Consider the following 20,351-nt stretch of genomic DNA (forward strand, 5'->3'; position numbering starts at 1 on the left):
TGGCGATCGATTGCCGTTGGATTTAACCCGTAACCACGAAAAATAAGCAGCCCGGACAGAGTTCAGTTTACATACCCATTACGACACTTCGTCTTGCTTTCTAATGCCAATTTTTGAGCCCACTCATAATTTCTCCCACACTCTACCACACTTTTCCCCACTTTCTGTAATTTTGATATTCACTCCTTTACAGACTATTAAAAACGCCTTTACATTAAGTAAGAGACGTTTCTCTCATTTCATTTCTTACTTTCATCTTCCAAAATAATCTCCTCTCAAATCTTTCTTTAATAAATGCTTGACAAATTACATCCTTTCGGGGTACATTGTGGAGTGAAGTGGGAGAATGTGGGAGTTCTAAATCCACTTATCGAATTCGATAACATTTGCTGTTAATTCTGGGGACCATATGCCAAGCTTTAAGGGTCAATACGAACATAGTGTTGATAACAAAGGACGCGTTAGCTTCCCGGCTAAACTACGTAAAACCCTTAACCCCCAGGCACAAGAGCGTTTTACTATATTAAGAGGTCTTGAACCCTGCCTTTATCTGTACCCAGAAGATGAATGGCAGAAAGTAGAGGATCAGCTCTCCCAGATCAACAGCTTTACCAAAGAGGGTCGCACGGTAAAACGTAATTTCTTGCGTTTCGCCGAAGATGTTAACTTGGATAATCAGAATCGCATTCCTCTCCCTTCACAATTAACTGATTGGGCCGGCATTGATGGCAAAGCCATTTTCATCGGTAGCGGCGAACGCATTGAAATATGGTCGCCCGAAAAACTGGATGAAATTGACTCCGGCCTCGATTTTGAATCGTACCAAGAACTTTTTGAGCGCGTGATGGGTGACAATGACAACCATAATGACGAACAATGATACATATCATGAGCATCAGCCGGTACTGCTGGAAGAATCCGTAGACTACTTAATTACGGATGCCAGCGGGATCTATATCGATGCGACTTTAGGCGGTGGCGGACACAGCCTGGCATTGTTATCTCACCTAAATGACGACGCTCAACTTATTGGTATCGATCAGGATGACGAAGCCCTTGCGGCAGCAAATGCACGCATCGGCGACGACAAACGATTTTCTTCCATAAAAGGAAATTTCGGTTACCTCTCCAGGCTATTACCCCCAGAACTCCACGGAGAGGTAGCCGGAATCCTTCTTGACCTGGGCGTATCTACCCATCAAATAAAAGAAGCCGAACGTGGATTCACGTTTCAGGAAGAAGGTCCGCTCGATATGCGCATGAGCAACTTGCGCGGAATAACAGCATACCAAGTAGTAAATGAATACTCCTACGAAGATCTGCGCGATGTCATCTATCATTATGGAGAAGAACGTAACAGTCGCAAGATTGCACGTAAAATTATTGACAGACGGCCGATTGAAACCACTACTGAACTCCGAAACGCCGTTGAGGCCGTCGTAAAAGGTCAATACCAGATAAAAAGTGTGGCTCGCGTTTTCCAGGGCATACGCATAGAGGTTAATCGTGAACTGGACATGCTCAGAAAGGTATTGGAACAATCCCTTGATGTGCTAAAAGAAAACGGGCGCATTGTGGCTATCAGCTACCATTCGCTGGAAGATCGGATCGTCAAAAAGTTTTTTAAAGCCGGTAATCACGAGGGAAAAATCGAAAAAGATTTTTACGGTAACCCGCTGTCTCCCATAGAAGAAATATCAGGCGGTATTATTCGTCCTACAGAAGAAGAGATCGAGCGCAATCCCGCTTCACGAAGTGCAAAGATGCGCGTTGCCCAGAAAATAAGTCCACCGGAGGTGTAATATGCTGATAAAATCTCCGATGAAAAAAGATAAGGTTAAGCAAAATCGACGAACGAAGAATAAAAAGTCGTCGCGCTCCTCAAATCGTATCCTTATTAATGGTAATAGCGGTAATAAACGAACCAATGTTTCATCCAAGAAGAAAAAGGGAATATCCCTTCCCAAGTTGAAACCCTGGAAAGTGATTATTGGTGCGATTGCGCTTGGAGTGTTGGGTATTCTTTATCTCAACCATGTATTTGCAACCCAGCAATTATTGCGCGAAGTCAATCAGCTTGAGGCTGAATATAATCGCGTTGAACGTATGCATACCGACTATAAACTTATTTATGATCGAATGATTGGTCCCGCCAAAATTTATGAAAATGCCCAAAATGCTGGTTTCATTAACGGCGGACCGGCTGAAAAAGTAATTGAGGTGGAAAAGTAGATGAAAAATACTCGTTCTGCCATACTGAATCGGATGTTTATGGTTTTTGGTCTGGTCCTATTGGTACCCTGTGCCATTGGACTACAGCTGGTCCGTGTCAACTTTATAGAGGGCGATGAGCTTCGCAACCTCTGGAATGAACAGGCCATCGACTATATCTCCATCCCTGCACAGCGTGGTAATATCTATGGTCAAGAAGGGAGTCTGCTTGCCACAAACAGTGTCGTTTATAAAGCTGCTATCGATCCTAAAATTAAGGGACTTTCCAGTTCACAAATTACACAGATCTGCGACACGCTGGCTAAATATACCGGCCAATCTTCACAATTTTATCAGCAAAAGATCAACAAGGCCCCCAACCGGTCAAGGTATGTAGTGTTAAATAAAAGTATCGACACTGAAGCCCATCAAGCACTCCGTCAGCTTAATATTCGGGCTGTTATTCTTGAAGAAGAATATAAGCGAAAATACAATTTTGGAACATTAGCAGCCCACACTCTTGGCTTTGTAAATCATGACCTTAACGGCATGACAGGCCTTGAAAAAAAATATAACAAACAACTCCGTGGGGAAGATGGGGTACAGCAAGTTCGTCGCGATCGTAATGGCCGTATCTATGCCTATCTGGGTGCACCTCGAAAGCAACCGCAACAAGGTTATTCCCTTCACACCACTATTGATTCTCATATTCAAGCTATTGTAGAAGAAGAGCTTAAAGCCGGGATTGACAAAACCAGATCCACCAGCGGTTCCGCTATTGTTATGGATCCTCAAACAGGAGCCATTAAAGCGATGGCTAATTATCCCACATTCAATCCCAACAATCCTGCCTCTCTTAACAGTACGAACCGCAGGAACTTTGCGATCTCGGATATGATCGAGCCCGGCTCTACTTTTAAACTTGTTACATCCATAGCAGCTGTTGAACAAGAGAAAATACAATTTGATGAGCAGTTTGAAACTCCCGATGACGGCAAAATGCTGATACACGGGCAGTGGATGCGCGACCATGAACCGTTAGGAACGCTTTCCTTTCCTGAGGTGATCCAAAAATCATCAAATGTGGCTACGGCCCAAATCGCTATGCGTCTGTCTAAGGATGCATTTTATCAATATGCTCGTAATCTCGGGTTTGGCACACTTACAAATATTGATCTTCCTAATGAGGAAAGCGGGCGACTGCCAAAACCTTATGAATGGAGCCAGGTTACCCTACCCTGGATGTCGATCGGTTATGAAGTACAATCCACTCCCATTCAGATTGCACAGGCGTATGCTGCTTTTGCCAACAACGGAACAATGATGCGCCCCTATTTGGTAGAAAGGATTACAAACGGCCAAGACGAAGTTGTTCGGAAAAATAATAAAGTGCCTGTGCGAAAAATTGCTAAAGCATCTACCATTAATAAACTATACCCGATCTTTAAGAATGTGGTTTCGGATTCTGGAACAGCGGAATATGCTCAGGTTAAAGGACTTTCTATCGTAGGCAAAACCGGGACCGCCCAAAAATATATTGATGGTCAATATCGCAATGAATATCGCTCTTCATTTGTGGGCGTATTCCCGGCTGATAATCCCAAATACGTTTGCCTGGTTGTACTTGATGATCCAGATACCTATCCGCCATACGGTGGTGTTACTGCGGGGCCTATCTTTAGAGAAACGGCCAACCGCATTGCCGGGTTAGACAATGAAATTGAAAAACACATTTTGCAAAAGGAGCAAGATGATGAAGTCTGGGCCTTCGCTCCCAATCTTACCGGATTAACAAAGAAAGATGCAGAAGCCCTGTTACAGAAGCAGCAACTATCATACAACTTTCAGGGGGATGGCGATTGGATTACCAGTCAGACACCGGCAAACGGTACAGAATTAACACCTAACGACGAAATTGAACTGACACTTTCTAATACCATTGCTGAAACAGAAGTACAAGAATTACCCGATGGATATGCAACAATCCCCAATGTGGGCGGAATGAGCATGCGAAAAGCAATGGTACTGCTCAATAACCGCGGTTTTGAAACTAAAATTATTGGTTCGGGCACAATATATACCCAGTTCCCTCGTCCCGGTGATATGATGAAACAGGGACGAACTGTTACCATCCGCGGAAAAGCCAAACCATTGGAATCACTGACAGCAAATAAGTCAACGGAATGACATTCGATAAACTTATATCACTTTGCAAGCCGATTGACGTCTCCGGACCGGAGCCGAGTAGCATTGGTATGCTTCGTCAAGATTCCAGGAAGGTCGAACCCGGTGATGTGTTTATTGCTATTAAAGGTTTTCAGGTTGACGGACATTCTTTTATTGATGATGCCATTGCCAATGGGGCCTCGATTGTTATATGTGAAGAACCATTTTATTCTGATGAAGAGGTCTGTGTTGTTGAAGTTCCGAATACCCGATCATTGGTCGGACCACTGGCACAGGCATTTTACGACAACCCGGCTAAGAAATTAACGCTTGTTGGTATCACCGGAACCAACGGTAAAACAACTGTTGCCAATCTGGTTTATCAGACCCTACAAAAGCTGGGCAAAAAACCATCACTGTTGGGCACGGTAGCAAAACGTATCGGTAATCAAGAATTAGAAAGTAAACTAACAACCTCCGATCCTATTGAATTGGCTGCCGATATGGCTCAAATGGTTAAAGCCGGATCAACACACTTGGTGATGGAAGTTTCATCACATGCTCTTGATCAGCAGCGAGTTAATGGGATTGACTTTCAGATTGCTGCCTTTACTAATCTCAGCCACGACCATCTGGATTATCATCATGATTTAAAGTCGTATGCAGAGTCAAAAAAGAAATTATTCGATAACCTAAGTCCAGATGCCACTGCGGTCATTAATGGAGATGACGACCAAGCCAGTTTTATAGTAATGGACTGTCCTGCAGAAGTTATTGACTTTAGCTTTAAAAAAGCGCTCAAAGTTGATTGCCAGGTACTTTCAAACAACATGGACGGGCTGGTTGTCCGCATCGGCAAAGTTATGGTTGAGAGTCCGTTAGTCGGCACCTTCAACGCCTACAATTTGAGCCAAGCCTTTTTGGTTTGCCAATCCATGGGGTATGACAGCGAAGAAGTGAAAGAGGCTTTGGAATCCTCCAATGGAGCAGCCGGTCGGCTGGAACGCGTAAAGGGTTCAGGAGAAAAAGGGAATCCCGTTGTACTGGTAGACTACGCCCACACCCCGGACGCTTTGGAAAATGTGGCCTCTACCCTGGCTGATATTAAAGCAGAACAACAGCAATTCCATATTGTTTTTGGATGTGGAGGTAATCGGGATAAGACCAAGCGTCCCAAAATGGCCAACATTGCGGAGCGGTACGCCGATAAAGTAACCGCCACCTCAGACAATCCTCGCGACGAAGATCCCGATGCCATCATTGATGACATCATGGAAGGGTTTGATGATCCTAAAGCCATTACAAGAATTACAAATCGAAAAAAAGCTATTGAACAAGCCATTATTGAGGGTAATGACAATACCTTGATTTTAATTGCTGGTAAAGGGCACGAAACATATCAGAAAGTTGCGGGGAAACGTCACGATTTTGACGACCGCGCTATTGCCCGGGCAGCATTAGGTAACAGAAATATGAATCCTAAAAACGAGGATACCTAATGCTATACGAACTCTTACATTGGTTAGAAATGAACTATCAGCCGCCCGGCTTTGGCGCGTTTGAATTTATTACTACCCGGGCTGCTATTGCTGCGGCTATGGCGCTGTTTATCAGCGTAATGATTGGCCGACGTATCATCGAATGGCTCGAAAAAATGCAGCTTCGCGAAGTAATCCGTGAAGATATCGGCTTGGATACCCACCTTGGAAAGGCTCATACTCCAACGATGGGAGGCCTAATTATTCTGTTGGCTATTCTCATCCCGGCTATTTTTTGGATGAAAATGGACAGCATCTATACATGGATGATTATTCTTGTCACTTTCATCCTTGGAATCGTGGGTTTTGCCGATGATTATATTAAAGTAGTTAAAAAGGATAAATCGGGCCTAAGCGGCAGATTAAAAATTGCCGGACAAATTTTTGTGGGTCTTCTGTTGGGACTTACCCTCTATTTCTGGCCGGAGTTTCAGGATTTTAATACGCTGTCTACCGTGCCATTCCTGAAAAATGTAAATATAGATTACGCCGTATTGGGAGAAGCACTCGGGTGGGTCATTTATATCCCGATGGTGGTTTTTGTGATTACAGCTGTCAGTAACGCCGTAAACTTGACCGACGGCCTTGACGGCCTTGCGGCCGGCACATCAGCCATTGCGGGACTCATCCTCGGCATTTTTGCCTATGTATCCGGCCGAACCGACTTCTCCGACTTCCTTGACATTATTTATCTGCCCGGAGCGGGTGAGCTAACCATATTTGCTGCATCCTTGGTAGGAGCCTGCATGGGCTTTTTGTGGTACAACGCACATCCGGCTTCTGTTTTTATGGGGGATACCGGATCGCTGGCTTTGGGCGGATCTTTCGGAGCTTTGGCTCTAATGCTGCACAAGGAACTCCTACTGCCCATTATCTGCGGAATATTTTTTGTCGAGACCGTTTCTGTGATCATTCAAACAACGTATTTCAAATACACAAAACGCAAATATGGAGAGGGGAAACGCGTGTTTTTAATGACCCCCATCCATCACCACTTTGAGAAAAAAGGACTTCCTGAATCTAAAATAGTCATTCGCTTCTGGATTGTTGCTGTGCTCCTTGGAATTCTAAGCCTCTTAACCCTCAAATTGCGATGAGAGAAGTTGAGAACAAACATATCGTTGTTGTGGGAGCCGCCCGAAGCGGGTTGGCTGTGGCATCGCTGTTGAAGCGAAAAGGAGCCGATATATTTGTCACAGACCACGGCCCGATCAGTAAATCCACAAAACAAAAACTCAAAAAACTGGACATCGCTTTTGAAGAAAACGGGCATACGGAAAAAGCGGAGCAAGGAGCATTTTTAGCCCTAAGTCCCGGCGTGCCTACAGAAGCCCCGCTCGTCCAGCACTATCTGAACCATGGAAAAGAAGTATTTTCAGAGATCGAGATTGCCAGCTGGTTTAACAAAAGCTCTATTGTAGCAGTTACCGGCAGCAACGGAAAAACAACGGTAACAAACTGGCTGGACCACACATGGAAAAAAGCTAATCGCAAGCATATTACGGCTGGTAACATAGGCTATGCATTCTCAGATAAAGTGGAACAAACATCACATAATTCTGAAGCTTTGTTGGAAGTCAGCAGTTTTCAACTCGATCACATAAATCGCTTCCATCCACATGTAAGTGTTCTCTTGAATATTTCGGCTGATCATCTCGATCGATATAACGATGATTTTTCTAACTATGCAAAATCAAAGTTTCGAATTATTGAAAATCAAACCGGGGATGACTGGTTTATCTATAACTACGATGATCCGACAATTGCCGGTCATGTAGATTCACTTAAAAAAAAAGAAACTGCTCCCCGGCTTCTGCCCTTTTCAATCAAAAAAGAACTTACAGGATCGAATGGAGCTTTTGTACGAGACAAAAACATCATTTTAAAAATAAACAAACAAGAAGAGGTACTCATGCCAACTCGTGATGTTAAACTTTCAGGCCAACACAATTTAAGTAATGGCCTTGCTACGGCCCTTGCTGCCCGTGCTTCCGAAATTAAAAGTGATGTTATCCGTGAAAGCCTACGCACTTTTGAAGGTGTAGAACACCGCCTTGAACTGGTGCGGACTGTGAACGGTGTCAAGTACATTAACGACAGCAAAGCAACAAACATCAATGCCGTATGGTACGCGCTGGACAGTTTCGATGTACCTCTAACTGTTATTATGGGTGGACGCGATAAAGGAAATGACTATTCAGAGCTCGTTAATCAGATCCGCGAAAAAGTCCACACTATTATTGCTATTGGTGAAGCTCAACCATTGATCGAAGAGCAGCTAAAATCCGTGGTTCCCAATTTTAAAACCGCCGATAACATGAACGATGCAGTGCGATCAGCAAAAGGAGTAGCCAAGCGCGGAGAGATTGTCTTGCTAAGTCCGGCTTGCTCCTCTTTTGATATGTACGACAATTATGAACATCGAGGAAATGAATTTAAAAAAGCAGTAAACAGACTTTAAAGCTCAGCCTTGAGTTTTCAGCTATCTACTTTTTATTAGTTAGCTGAAAGCCGAAGACTGAACACAGATATTATGCTATACACAACACCAAATAAAACCATCTCGTCGATACTGGGCACCAGCCCGGATGACATTGATACACCCAAGCAGGGCAGTGACCGTATCTTGCTGATTTCGGTGATCCTATTGATGATATTCGGCGTATTGGCGGTGTACTCATCTATAGCCTTTTTTGCAGAGGCTAAACATACAACGGCCGGTAGTCTTGTTGCGGGACATGCCATGAAGGTGGGGATTGCTTTTCTGGCCATGCTCATAGTTTCAAAAATTGATTACCACATTTTGGCCAGGTTTAGTCGACTGGGCGTAATATTCAGTTGGATTCTTTTAATTGCTGTCATGGTTTTTGGCAATGAAGTATTTGGAGCCAGACGATCACTAAATATTGGCGGTGTCTCATTCCAGCCGGCGACCTTCGCTATACCAGCATTACTCATTCACATTTCTGTGTTGTTAGAGAAAAAACAGGAATACATAAAAGATTTTAAGAGGGCTTTTTTACCCATCATGTTTTGGGTGGTCATCACCTGTGGACTTATCGGTATTGAAGACTTTAGTAGTGCCGGATTGCTTTTTTCTCTGTCACTTCTGGTCATGCTTGTAGGACGCATTAGTATGATGCAGTTAATGACGCTGGTATTTATCGGCACTATAGGAGCCGGTTTTTTAGTTTGGCAATCCCCAGAACGACAAAGTCGTATCGATCAGTATATAGATCAAATTGTAGATATAAACAGTACTAAATTTAACGTCGAAGAGGGATACCAGGCCCAACAAGCCCATATTGCCATTGCTAAGGGAGAACTATTTGGCGTTGGGATTGGCAAAAGCACACAACGCAATTTCCTGCCGGCTCCTTACAACGATTTCATTTTTGCCATTATCGCCGAAGAATATGGACTGGTAGGATCCGGAATAGTCCTTCTCATGTTTATCGTAATCTTATTCAGGGGCATTGCCAAAATTGCAAAGAATGCTCCAGATATTTTAGGGATGCTCATCGCTGTAGGTTGTACCCTAACAATTGTTTTGTATGGATTTATAAATGCCGGCGTTGCCAGCGGGTTACTGCCAATTACCGGTCTGCCAATGCCTTTTGTAAGCTATGGTGGAACCAACATTCTTTTTGCCGGCGTCATGGTTGGTATCCTGATGAATATTTCGAAATACAACAGCAGTAAAAAAGCGGTGTTTTATGCATAGTGCTGCAGCTAAGAACATATCATCACACGACGGACCAGACTCCGCTGCCATGGGTACTCTGAAAGTGCTCATAGCAGCTGGAGGTACTGGTGGTCACGTGTATCCGGCCATTGCCATAGCCGATGCGCTGCGAGATTCCAGTACGAATACTGAAATTCTGTTTGTGGGCACGAAGAATCATATGGAATGGCAGACGGTATCCAAAGCGGGCTATAACATTACCAGTATCTGGATCAGCGGATTTCATCGACGTCTTACTATTAAAAATCTACTATTCCCGGTCAAATTAGTCTCAAGCCTTGTTCAAAGCCTGGCTATCATTAAAAAATTTAAACCAGATATTGTCGTTTCTTGTGGCGGATATGTTGCCGGACCGGTGGGCTGGATAGCAACAAAAATGGGAATTCCACTGGCTATCCAAGAGCAAAATAGTTTTCCGGGCGTAACAAACCGCCTGCTGGGGAAAAATGCCGAGTTTGTTTTTACCGCTTTTGATGATGCCCAAAAATATTTCCCAGAAGACAAAACAAAAATGGTCGGCAATCCTACACGAAAATCGTTAATACAAACAAACCGCAAAGAGGCCTTAAAGACTTTTGATTTCAGCGGTGAAAGAAAAACGCTACTAATACTTGGAGGTAGCGGTGGAGCCAGGAGCATCAACGAAGCAATGCAGAAGCATATTGATACCCTGCATAACGATTTGGGACTTCAAATTATTTGGCAATGCGGTAAACGCTATTATGACAAGCTTCGTCGAGATATAGATGGTCAAGATTATGACCGCTTGAGGCTGAAAGATTTTATCAATGATATGGCTAAAGCCTATTCTGCTGCAGACTTAGTAATTAGCAGAGCCGGAGCCCTCTCCTGTTCGGAGCTGGCACTGACCGGCAAACCGAGTGTTTTGGTTCCATCACCTAATGTGGCCGGTGACCATCAGACGAAAAATGCACGCTCTATGGTTGAATCCGGTGCCGCAAAATTAGTGCCTGATAACGAGTTAAAGAAGAGATTGGCAGATGTTGTTGACGAAATTATTCACAACGAACAGCAGCTTAAGAAAATGAGTCAATCCGCCAGCGATTTAGCACGACCTAATGCTGCCAAAGAAATTGCAACTGTAATTATAGAATTAATTCATAAGGAAAATAAAATTACTGATTAAGTCATATCAGCCAATAGTAGAATATTTAACATCTAAGATTTCTCGCTAACGCTCGAAATGACCATAAATAGACCATTAAACCTTGATGAGTAAACAAATACAAACACAACCTATTTTCGGCAGAACCCGCCATATCCACATGGTTGGGATTGGTGGCATCGGCATGAGCGGCATGGCCGAGATATTACTCCAAAAAGGATATCATATTACCGGCTCTGATGCCAATATGAGTAGTACCATTAAGCGGTTACAGGAGCTCGGAGCACAAATTTCTATTGGTCATGATGCGAAAAATATTGAAGGAACGGATGTGGTTGTGTATACCAGTGCTGTACAGGCAGAAGATAATATTGAAACCAAAGCTGCACTGGACCAGGGCATCCCCGTGATTAAACGCGCCGAAATGCTGGCTGAACTCATGCGCATGAAATATGGCGTTGGTGTGGCCGGAACTCACGGCAAAACAACGACTACAACCATGATCGGCCATGTAATACAGGATGGGAGCTTTGATCCGACTATCATGGTAGGCGGTAAAGTACACAGTTTTTCCGAAACCAACGCCGTTGTTGGAAAGGGTGATATCATCGTTGTTGAAGCCGATGAATTTGACCGTACCTTTTTGCGTCTTACGCCTTCACTGGCGGTAATTACCAACATCGAGGCCGAACACCTGGATATTTATGACAACCTCGATGATGTAAAAGAGGCCTTTATTGAGTTTGCAAACAAAGTTCCCTTTTACGGTTCTGTAGTACTTTGCCTGGACGATCCCAATGTACGAAGCATTATCCCCGAAATTGAACGCCGTAGTACTACGTATGGACTGACCCCCCAAGCAAAAATTCGGGCGGTTAATATTGATATTGACCACTTTAACAGCAGATTTACGGTCATTAATGACGGCGAAGAACTTGGTGAAGTTAACCTCCGAGCACCCGGTGAGCACAACATAAAAAATGCGCTGGCTGCAGTTGCCGTGGGGCTCGAACTGGATATCGATTTCAAAGATATAAAATCCGGGCTCGAACGATTCGAAGGGGTTTTCCGGCGTTTCCAATTAAAGAGTGAACATGACGGCGTTATGGTGATTGATGACTATGCCCATCACCCCACCGAAGTACAAGCAACACTAAATGCAGCACGTCAGGGATGGAAAGATCGTCGTATAGTAGCTGTATTTCAGCCACATCTGTATTCCCGAACCCAAGAACTTTACAAGGAATTTGGACTCTCATTCTTTGATGCCGAAGTGTGTGTAATTACGGATGTATATCCGTCACGTGAGGAGCCCATTGAAGGAGTCACCGGTAAACTAATTGCTGATGTAGCTAAAGAATACGGACATCGAAAAGTGCAATATGTAGAACAAAAAGCCGACCTGCCCGCTAAGTTGAAAGAAATTGTAGAACCCGGTGATGTCGTCATTACCATGGGCGCCGGCGATATTTATAAATACGGCGAACAATTTGTTGAAGCATTGGAAACAGGAATATCAAAACTGAAATAAATAAGCAACTTAAGCACTCGTATCAGATACTGAGACAAGCTTAGCATGACACAGATTTTTAAAACATTTAAATGACTGAAAACAAACAACATACCGAATCCCAAAACAGCAGAAACCCCTGGCCGTGGATTGCCGGTGCGGTTTTAGTTTTAGGATTGGCAACATTGGCGGGACTTTACTGGAGCTCTACCATGAAGGTGCAGCGTGTACAGTTCGAGGGAAACCATTTTGTTTCTGAAGAAGATCTGCAGCTGGTGGAGGTACCCATGGGTATGAGTCCGGATAGCATGAATTTTGGGGCCATTAGAAAGGACTTTGAACAGCTACCGTATGTAAAGCATGCTGATATCAGTATAGAACCCAATGGAAGTATGAATGTAAAAATCTCCGAACGTCAGCCCATGGCGCTGCTGATTGATGGGGCCAATAAAATGTATATCGACGGTGCCGGCATAAAACTGCCCCTTGTACCGGGCAAAATGGTGGACGTGCCGCTCCTGTATGGATTTAATGCGAAGCCTTTGCAAGATACGCTGCGAAGCAATGTTTTTGAAACGGTTTCTAATTTTTTAACAGCTGTCCATAGCAACAATGTGGCTGATGCAACGATAAGTGAAATTGCCTGGTCTTCGTCTAATGAAGGAGTGGTTGCGTTAACCAATCAGAATGGGGTAAAACTAATTTTTGGAAAAGGAGATTTTGAAAATCGACTACGCAACTGGGAAGCATTTTATGGCGAAGTAATCAAACAAAAAGGAATTGAAAAAATGCGTTCTATCGATCTTCGATTTGAAGGACAGATCGTAACGCGCGAAAAATAAATTCAAACACAAACTATAATGTCATCCTGAACTTGTTTCAGGATCTAAAAATGAAATAACTGATGATGCTGAAACAAACTCAGTATGACATGATGACTAAATTAATCACAACAGTACGTGGATAACATTATGGAAGAACAAGAAGATAGAATTGTCGTTGGCCTGGATATTGGTACTACAAAAGTGTGCGCGATTGTTGCATCTATTGATCCACAGGACCGAATTAATATCCTGGGAGTAGGAAAAGCCCCAAGCGATGGACTCAACCGCGGCGTTGTTGTAAATATCGACAAAACCGTTAACGCCATCCAAACGGCCGTAGAACAGGCTCAACTGGCGTCCGGGATCGAAGTAAATTCCGTGAATGTAGGTATTGCCGGCGACCATATCCGCAGCATGCGCAGCAAAGGGGTGATCACCATCAATAACCGTGATAATGAAATTACGGTGGATGATGTTGAACGCCTGCTTGAAGACTGCCAGCGCATTATGCTACCAACCGACCAGCAGATCATCCACGTGATACCACAGGAATTTGTTGTTGACGGGCAAGATGGAATTCAGGATCCCGTTGGCATGAGCGGCATGCGAATGGAGGCGGAAGTCCACATTATTACCGGGCTCGTTTCTGCAGCTAAAAATATTTACCGATGCGTAGAACGCGCCGGTTATCAAGTGGCCGATATTATTCTCGAACCCTTGGCCTCTTCCTATTCCGTACTCGATGAAGAAGAAAAAGAAGCAGGTGTTGTATTGGTGGATATCGGAGGCGGCACTACCGATGTAGCCATCTTCCAGGATAATACTATTCGCCATACGGCCGTGATCGCAATTGCTGGCAAGAAAGTCACAGACGACATCCGGGTTGGATTAAGCGTGCTTGACGATCAAGCCGAGAAGCTGAAGCGTGAACACGGCGAAGCATACGTGGACATGATTGAAGAGGACGAAGCCATTACAGTGCCCGGTATTGCCGGACGCCCCCCCAAAGAAATTACCAAAAGTATTCTGGCTAAAATCATCCAGGCACGAATGGAGGAGATTCTGGAGATCGTAGCTATAGAAGTAAAACGAAGCGGATATGCCGATTCGCTCAGTGCTGGAGTAGTGCTCAGCGGCGGCGGATCACTAATAAAAAACGTTTGTCCCCTTGCCAACGAAATATTAGGCATGGATGCCAAAATTGGCAAGCCGATAGGACTTAGCGGCGGACTCATTGAAGAAGTAAATAATCCCATTTATGCAACGGGCGTCGGACTGGTTATGCACGCTATTAAAACCGGCTCCGGCCCGACAAACCAAGCTATCGTGCCGTCATCCACCAAAGGATCAAGCGTGGAGAAGGTAATGAATCGTATCGCCGAACGAATGAAGAGCTGGTTTAAAGAACTTTAAAATGCCGACAGCCATATCTGCTGTCAAAAAGAGACAACATATAGCAATCAAATAGCAATAAACAGTACACAGCAATCTAAAAAAGGAGTAAATATTATGTCTAATCTCAACTCTCGTTTTAGTTTTGACATCGACGGTCAAGACAATGCGAAAATAAAAGTGATAGGTGTTGGAGGCGGCGGAGGCAATGCCGTTAACAACATGATCGAAAAAGGCCTGACCAGCGTGGAGTATATCGCTCTTAACACTGATGCACAGGCGTTAAAAAACAGCATGGCTGATCTTACCATACAAGTAGGAGCTAATCTTACTAACGGACTGGGTGCAGGAGCGCGCCCTGAAATTGGAAGAGAAGCCGTGGAAGAAAACCGACACGAAATTGAAGAAGCCATCGAAGGCGCCGATATGATTTTCGTTACGGCCGGCATGGGCGGTGGTACCGGAACGGGCGGTGCTCCTGTTGTTTCGGGTATTGCCAAACGAAAAGGAATCTTAACGGTCGGCATTGTAACCACACCGTTCGACTGTGAAGGACCCAAACGGATGAAATATGCACTTGAGGGGATTACCGAACTCAAGAAAAACAGTGATACTGTCATTGTTATCCCCAACGAACGACTTATGGATATCGCCGATGAGGATACCACGCTGCTCGAAGCTTTTGAGCAAGCGAACCAGGTGCTTTACAATGCTACGCGTGGCATTTCAGACCTGATTCTAATGCCCGGGCTCATCAACCTTGACTTCGCTGATGTGCGGACAACCATGCTTGATGGTGGAGCTGCCATTATGGGGGCTGCCAATGCTACAGGAGAAGATCGCGCAGAAATTGCAGCCCGTGAAGCGATCAATTCGCCCCTGCTTGATGGGGTAAGCATTAACGGTGCTCGCAATGTGTTAGTTAATATTTCATCCGGGGCAAATCTTGGAATGAAAGAAACCAACACAGCCACCTCTATCATTCAGCAAGAGGCGGGCGAAAACGCTGAGATTATTCTCGGTACGGTGCTCGACGAAAGCTTTGATGATGAATTGCGAGTTACTGTTATAGCAACCGGATTTGATCTGGCTGAAAGTAACAAAGAAGCTCGTGTAGCTCCGAATGAGAAAAAGAAAGGAGCCAACAAGAAAAACCATTCTGACGATCTGGATATGCCAAAGGCCAGCGATGTTACCGGGCACAGCCGATACTCTGCTACCAATGAACCTTTTTACAAAGGGGAGAAAAATCTTAAACAGATGGATCAGCCGGCATTTCACCGACGCGGACTCAAAAACGTGCGCCCCCTCAACGATGATGAAAAAGAGGAAAAAGAAATGCAGGATGAGCAGGAAAAAAGCAACGAACTACTCAACAATCGCCGTGAACGAATCGACAAAACTGATTCTGATCAACCGGCATTCCTGAGAAAGATAATGGATTAAGCAATGGTTTAAATCCTGTTAAGATTGCTATGTACATAACGGATGGCTGATAACTTTCAGTTTCATTCTAATCCCTTTACTCTGGGATTTTGATTGCTATAAATAGAAAAGGAGTCCTTTGACTGGGGCTCCTTTTTTTATTGCCCTCTAAAATACTTCGATAATCAATTTCAAAGCCATCGCAATCGCTAATGCTGAAAAGCCAAACTGTAGATAGCGACGATCAATTTTTAGATTAAATAACGCTCCCAGAAATCCCCCCAAGAGTCCACCCAATGCCAATGGAAACGCAGCACCAAAATCCACATACCCCCAGTAAAATTCTGTAAGCGTACCCATACTATTGCCAGTATAACCAAGCTGCACCCAACCGGAGAGCGAAATTAACACAATAGCGAGCGATGAAATGCTTACTGCCCGGGCAAAATTTTTCTTGAAAACCAGATTCAGCAACGGTACCATCACTCCCCCTCCACCAATTCCTGCCAGTGCTGCTACAAAACCACCCAATCCGCCCGTAACAACTGACTGCGATAATGTAACAGAGGTATCATTTTGCTCAATCTCTTTTTGCTGCCGCGCCCCCCTTTGGTAAAACATGTATGCAACGTAGATTAAAAGCAGACTGAAAAAGATGACGAACTCCTGCTGGCTGTAATATGGAGATGTGATAACCAACTTGCCAAGATATACTCCGCCAGCTCCCATTAAACCAACTTTGAGACCATCTCCCAAATAGAAATTCTTTTGCTGAAATTGGCGCACTGAGCTCCCAAAAGCAGCAATAAACGTGCAGAAGAGTGAGCTACCAATAGTCAAAACTACGGGGTTTTCAATGCCTGCATCACTGAAAACAATAAATAAAATTGGCGTAAAGAGTATACCGCCGCCCAAGCCAAACAAACCAGCCACTATACCCGCAATAATACCAAGTAATAAAAGAATGAGCATTTCCATCAGACTACAATTTGTCCTTGCATAACTGTACAGGCTTCACCGGAAATTTCAACACGATCTCCTTTTTGATGACAATAGACCATACCCCCACGCCGTGATACCTGTCGTCCCACCAACTTCTTTTTTCCCAGTCGACTGCTCCAATATGGAGTCAACATCGTATGGGCCGAGCCAGTCACCGGATCTTCATCAACGCCGGCATTGGGAGCGAAAAACCGGGATACAAAATCATATTCTTCACCTGGGGCCGTAACGATAATTCCACGTACATCCGCCTTGGTCATCGATCGAATATCCGGATTTAAATTGCGAATCTGCTCTTCCGTTTCTACCACATATAAATAGTCAGTATCACGGTAGCATTCGCTGGCAGTAATCCCTACGGCTTTTTCCAAAAATGAAGAAGTTTCAGCCTTGTTTAGCTGAGCAGTGGGAAAATTCATCACCAAACGAGCACCTTTTTTTTGAACGCTCAGCTCTCCACTTTTGGAATTAAATTGAATGGTATCCCGATCATAATCCAGATGCTCAAATAACACATGGGCCGAAGCCAGCGTCGCATGTCCACACAAGTTTACCTCGGTGGTAGGCGTAAACCATCGCAACCGAAATCCATTATCCTGCGGAACAAAAAAAGCCGTTTCGGAAAGATTATTTTCCATGGCTATTTGTTGCATAAGCTCATCGGGCAGCCATTCATCCAGCGGGCATACAGCCGCGGGGTTACCTTCAAACGGTTCTTTAGCAAAAGCATCCACCTGGTAAATCGGTATTTTCATAAAAATTTTTAGCTATATCTTATTCTGTACTTCCTATTGTGGGGACTTTAAGCATGATTTCAATTAACAATTATTTTACTCTTTTCAAATTCATCATTTTCGCGGTAAGAAGCTTATATTTCGACAGCTTATTAAATAAATTCGCGGAGTGCGGTGAGGGTACCACAACCTTAGAAGTCTCAATTAATTTTCTACGTGGCTTGCCTCCGGTACTCTGTTGGTAAATAAAGATTTTTGAATAGTATTCCATGCACTTATTCCCGAAACATCTGAGCGACAAAATTGGATTCGAGTCGATTCGAGAAGCTACGCTCAAAAAAGCACAGTCTGAAATGGCTCGCCACCAGATCAAAACGATGATGCCCTTTTCAGATCGCGAAGTTATCGAGCGACGGCTGCAACAGACCAGCGAGATGATGGACCTGCTACTTAACGACTCTGCTTTTCCATTGCGAAATCTGCACGACGTACGTAACTATTTGGAAAAAGCACGTCCAGAAAACAGTATCATTCCGTTGGAGGCTTTTGTAAAAATTCTGGAGCTCAGTATTACTGCCCGTGTAGTTAAATCCTATATCGATCAGCGGAAGGAGCATTATCCCGCTCTTAAAAAAATTGCCGTCGGACTCATTCCACTAAAAGATCTCGAAGACACGCTGCAAGATGTTCTTACCGATAATGGCGAACTCAGGAGCGATGCCAGCCCCAAGCTGCAATCCATCCGCAATAATATTAACAAACGAAAAAATGATCTACGCACAACGATAAACCGTGTAATGGGTCGTCTTTCTAAACAAGGAATGACTTCTGACGAAGGGGCTACTATTCGCAGTGGTCGCATGGTCATACCCGTGCAAGCTGAATACAAACGAAAAGTACAGGGATTTGTTCACGACGTCTCTTCATCAGGACAAACGGTGTACCTGGAACCGGTAGAAGCGCTGGAAATCAATAACGAAATTCGCCAGCTCGAATCCGAAGAAAAACAGGAGATCGAACGTATTCTTCGCGAGCTAACCACGCATGTGCGGAAAGATCGGAACTCTATCCGACAAAACCTGGAAACCGTAACAACGTTCGATATTATTTCGGCCAAAGCACAACTAAGTATCGATCTGGATGGATTTGTGCCTGTGATTTCAGAGACCTCTCATCTATACCTGCGAGAAGCTTACAATCCGCTGTTACTACTCAAAAACTTTCAACTTCCCAAAGAACAGCAGGAAGAAGTAGTACCGTTGAATTTGGAACTCACTGAGGATGAACGCTGCCTTGTTATTACCGGCCCCAATGCCGGCGGGAAATCAGTAGCGCTCAAAACACTGGGCTTATGCAGTATGATGATCCAATCCGGATTTGCTATTCCCGCCCGTGACAGCTCCGAGATTCCGATATTTAACAGCATATTTGTGGATATGGGTGATGACCAATCCATCGAGAACGATTTGAGTACGTTTTCCTCGCGCCTCGACTGGATGAAACATACCTTGGATAATGCTAATGAAAATAGCTTGGTGCTAATTGATGAGGCTGCTGCCGGCACCGATCCCGAAGAAGGTGGCGCACTATTTCAATCGCTCATCGAAATTCTAATGGAGCGAAAATCCAAAACGCTGGTTACCACCCACCACGGATCGCTTAAAGTTTTTGCCCACGATCACGAACACGCTGTCAACGGCTCGATGGAGTTTGATCAGGATACTCTTTCGCCCACTTACCGATTTAAGAAAGGCGTTCCGGGAAGCAGTTACGCTTTTGAAATTGCGGAGCGGATGCAACTTCAAAATAAACTTCTCAGTCGATCCCGCACGCTTTTGGGCGAAGCCAAAAGTGATATGGAAACGCTGATTACGGACCTCGAGTCTAAAACCCAAGAGGCCGAGGAGCTCAAAAAGAAATATGATCAGCTGAAATCAAAAACGGAAAGGGAACGACATCGTTTCGAAGAAAAATGCTCTGCCATTGAAAAAGAGAAAGAACAAATTCGGGAGAAGGCACTCAAGGAAGCCAAAGAAATAATGGACTCCGCAAACCAAAAAATTGAGGATGCCGTGCAACGAATCGTCGAAAAGGGTGAAAAGGATGACGAAACGATTAAAGAAGCGCGAAAAGAAGTCGCGTCTCATCGCAAAAAAATATCATCCGATCTACAGGAATTGGAGGAGGAGCAGGAACAATATCAGGATTCAGCCGAACAGCCAGAAGTCGGTGACTTAGTACGGTTAAAAGACGCCAATACGACAGGTGAATTAAAAGAGGTTAACGGAAATAAAGCAGTGATCTCGGCCGGTGGTCTACGAGTTAAAACGAAATATAAAAAGCTTGTTAAAGTGGAGGATGCTTCAGATCGTCAGCACAAAAAACAGAAGGTAAAAGTGAATTTTGAAGGGGGCAATCGATTCAAAATGGTGAAACCGCAGCTCAGCATTCGCGGCATGCGTGGTGATGCAGCTATGAAGGAGGTGCAACGTTATATTGATGATGCAGTGGCCGCAGGACGCAGTGATGTGCAGATAATCCACGGTAAAGGCGAAGGCATCCTCAAGAAGTTAGTACACGAATACCTGAATGAACGTAAAGAGGTAGAAGGGTATGAGATAGCCCCGATCTCTCAAGGCGGTGCCGGCTGCACAATCGTAAAGTTCAAATAATTACAA

The 20,351-nt window shown here is 44.3% G+C and carries 16 protein-coding genes; 14 read left to right on the plus strand and 2 right to left on the minus strand.

Translation table 11 applies throughout. The features are described from left to right. The first annotated feature begins 409 nt into the window (after window positions 1-409). The 13 genes from mraZ to ftsZ all read left to right on the plus strand — a co-directional run bounded on the left by mraZ (window position 410) and on the right by ftsZ (window position 15,958). Window positions 410-880, plus strand: coding sequence for a division/cell wall cluster transcriptional repressor MraZ (gene mraZ, locus ACQ76V_RS12970; protein ID WP_441000930.1), 471 nt, complete (start codon window positions 410-412; stop codon window positions 878-880). Continuing rightward, window positions 867-1,802, plus strand: a complete 936-nt coding sequence (gene rsmH, locus ACQ76V_RS12975; protein ID WP_441000931.1) for a 16S rRNA (cytosine(1402)-N(4))-methyltransferase RsmH — start codon at window positions 867-869, stop codon at window positions 1,800-1,802. The genes mraZ and rsmH overlap by 14 nt, the downstream gene beginning before the upstream one ends. Window positions 1,803-1,821: 19 nt before the next feature. Next, window positions 1,822-2,232, plus strand: a complete 411-nt coding sequence (locus ACQ76V_RS12980; protein ID WP_441000932.1) for a hypothetical protein — start codon at window positions 1,822-1,824, stop codon at window positions 2,230-2,232. Next, the gene (locus ACQ76V_RS12985) at window positions 2,233-4,398 is read left to right on the plus strand and encodes a penicillin-binding transpeptidase domain-containing protein (protein ID WP_441000933.1); all 2,166 of its coding nucleotides are present in this window, start codon (window positions 2,233-2,235) and stop codon (window positions 4,396-4,398) included. It abuts the gene before it with no gap. Next, on the plus strand, window positions 4,395-5,876 hold the full coding sequence (locus ACQ76V_RS12990; RefSeq protein ID WP_441000934.1) for a UDP-N-acetylmuramoyl-L-alanyl-D-glutamate--2,6-diaminopimelate ligase: 1,482 nt from the start codon (window positions 4,395-4,397) through the stop codon (window positions 5,874-5,876). The genes ACQ76V_RS12985 and ACQ76V_RS12990 overlap by 4 nt, the downstream gene beginning before the upstream one ends. Then, window positions 5,876-7,012: a phospho-N-acetylmuramoyl-pentapeptide-transferase gene (gene mraY / locus ACQ76V_RS12995; protein WP_441000935.1), complete on the plus strand. Its 1,137-nt coding sequence runs from the start codon at window positions 5,876-5,878 to the stop codon at window positions 7,010-7,012. Before ACQ76V_RS12990 ends, mraY begins: the two co-directional genes overlap by 1 nt. After that, window positions 7,009-8,376, plus strand: a complete 1,368-nt coding sequence (gene murD, locus ACQ76V_RS13000; protein ID WP_441000936.1) for a UDP-N-acetylmuramoyl-L-alanine--D-glutamate ligase — start codon at window positions 7,009-7,011, stop codon at window positions 8,374-8,376. The genes mraY and murD overlap by 4 nt, the downstream gene beginning before the upstream one ends. A 72-nt stretch (window positions 8,377-8,448) precedes the next feature. Further along, a complete protein-coding gene (locus ACQ76V_RS13005; protein ID WP_441000937.1) occupies window positions 8,449-9,639 on the plus strand; it encodes an FtsW/RodA/SpoVE family cell cycle protein in 1,191 nt (396 codons plus the stop codon). Beyond that, window positions 9,632-10,807 carry an undecaprenyldiphospho-muramoylpentapeptide beta-N-acetylglucosaminyltransferase gene (gene murG / locus ACQ76V_RS13010; protein ID WP_441000938.1) on the plus strand — a complete coding sequence of 392 codons (1,176 nt, stop codon included), beginning with the start codon at window positions 9,632-9,634 and terminating at the stop codon, window positions 10,805-10,807. Before ACQ76V_RS13005 ends, murG begins: the two co-directional genes overlap by 8 nt. Window positions 10,808-10,919: 112 nt before the next feature. Then, window positions 10,920-12,317, plus strand: coding sequence for a UDP-N-acetylmuramate--L-alanine ligase (murC, locus tag ACQ76V_RS13015; protein ID WP_441000996.1), 1,398 nt, complete (start codon window positions 10,920-10,922; stop codon window positions 12,315-12,317). A gap of 71 nt (window positions 12,318-12,388) precedes the next feature. Further along, on the plus strand, window positions 12,389-13,138 hold the full coding sequence (locus tag ACQ76V_RS13020; protein ID WP_441000939.1) for a cell division protein FtsQ/DivIB: 750 nt from the start codon (window positions 12,389-12,391) through the stop codon (window positions 13,136-13,138). A gap of 117 nt (window positions 13,139-13,255) precedes the next feature. Then, the gene (gene ftsA, locus ACQ76V_RS13025) at window positions 13,256-14,533 is read left to right on the plus strand and encodes a cell division protein FtsA (RefSeq protein ID WP_441000940.1); all 1,278 of its coding nucleotides are present in this window, start codon (window positions 13,256-13,258) and stop codon (window positions 14,531-14,533) included. Window positions 14,534-14,629: 96 nt separating this feature from the next. Next, on the plus strand, window positions 14,630-15,958 hold the full coding sequence (ftsZ, locus tag ACQ76V_RS13030; RefSeq protein WP_441000941.1) for a cell division protein FtsZ: 1,329 nt from the start codon (window positions 14,630-14,632) through the stop codon (window positions 15,956-15,958). Between the two features lie 147 nt (window positions 15,959-16,105). Here ftsZ and ACQ76V_RS13035 read toward each other — a convergent pair whose 3' ends face one another. Both ACQ76V_RS13035 and ACQ76V_RS13040 read right to left on the minus strand, forming a co-directional pair. Further along, the gene (locus tag ACQ76V_RS13035) at window positions 16,106-16,909 is read right to left on the minus strand and encodes a TSUP family transporter (protein ID WP_441000942.1); all 804 of its coding nucleotides are present in this window, start codon (window positions 16,907-16,909) and stop codon (window positions 16,106-16,108) included. 5 nt (window positions 16,910-16,914) lie between these two features. Beyond that, window positions 16,915-17,694, minus strand: coding sequence for a PhzF family phenazine biosynthesis protein (locus tag ACQ76V_RS13040; protein WP_441000943.1), 780 nt, complete (start codon window positions 17,692-17,694; stop codon window positions 16,915-16,917). A gap of 248 nt (window positions 17,695-17,942) precedes the next feature. On the opposite strand from ACQ76V_RS13040, the gene ACQ76V_RS13045 reads away from it, so the two are divergent. Continuing rightward, window positions 17,943-20,345 (plus strand): endonuclease MutS2, encoded by a 2,403-nt coding sequence (locus ACQ76V_RS13045; RefSeq protein WP_441000944.1) that lies wholly within the window; start codon window positions 17,943-17,945, stop codon window positions 20,343-20,345. Window positions 20,346-20,351: the final 6 nt, after the last annotated feature.

The sequence above is a fragment of the Fodinibius sp. SL11 genome (assembly GCF_052060035.1).
Classification (GTDB): domain Bacteria; phylum Bacteroidota; class Rhodothermia; order Balneolales; family Balneolaceae; genus Fodinibius.

What these genes read in the sequence shown, in the direction of transcription:
- ACQ76V_RS13020 (WP_441000939.1), top strand. Translation starts at nt 12,389, where the DNA reads ATGACTGAAAACAAACAACATACCGAATCCCAAAACAGCAGAAACCCC.
- rsmH (WP_441000931.1), top strand. Translation starts at nt 867, where the DNA reads ATGACGAACAATGATACATATCATGAGCATCAGCCGGTACTGCTGGAA.
- mraY (WP_441000935.1), top strand. Translation starts at nt 5,876, where the DNA reads ATGCTATACGAACTCTTACATTGGTTAGAAATGAACTATCAGCCGCCC.
- ftsZ (WP_441000941.1), top strand. Translation starts at nt 14,630, where the DNA reads ATGTCTAATCTCAACTCTCGTTTTAGTTTTGACATCGACGGTCAAGAC.
- ACQ76V_RS12985 (WP_441000933.1), top strand. Translation starts at nt 2,233, where the DNA reads ATGAAAAATACTCGTTCTGCCATACTGAATCGGATGTTTATGGTTTTT.
- ACQ76V_RS12990 (WP_441000934.1), top strand. Translation starts at nt 4,395, where the DNA reads ATGACATTCGATAAACTTATATCACTTTGCAAGCCGATTGACGTCTCC.
- murD (WP_441000936.1), top strand. Translation starts at nt 7,009, where the DNA reads ATGAGAGAAGTTGAGAACAAACATATCGTTGTTGTGGGAGCCGCCCGA.
- ACQ76V_RS13005 (WP_441000937.1), top strand. Translation starts at nt 8,449, where the DNA reads ATGCTATACACAACACCAAATAAAACCATCTCGTCGATACTGGGCACC.
- ACQ76V_RS13040 (WP_441000943.1), bottom strand. Translation starts at nt 17,694, where the DNA reads ATGAAAATACCGATTTACCAGGTGGATGCTTTTGCTAAAGAACCGTTT.
- ACQ76V_RS13035 (WP_441000942.1), bottom strand. Translation starts at nt 16,909, where the DNA reads ATGCTCATTCTTTTATTACTTGGTATTATTGCGGGTATAGTGGCTGGT.
- ACQ76V_RS12980 (WP_441000932.1), top strand. Translation starts at nt 1,822, where the DNA reads ATGAAAAAAGATAAGGTTAAGCAAAATCGACGAACGAAGAATAAAAAG.
- murG (WP_441000938.1), top strand. Translation starts at nt 9,632, where the DNA reads ATGCATAGTGCTGCAGCTAAGAACATATCATCACACGACGGACCAGAC.
- mraZ (WP_441000930.1), top strand. Translation starts at nt 410, where the DNA reads ATGCCAAGCTTTAAGGGTCAATACGAACATAGTGTTGATAACAAAGGA.
- ACQ76V_RS13045 (WP_441000944.1), top strand. Translation starts at nt 17,943, where the DNA reads ATGCACTTATTCCCGAAACATCTGAGCGACAAAATTGGATTCGAGTCG.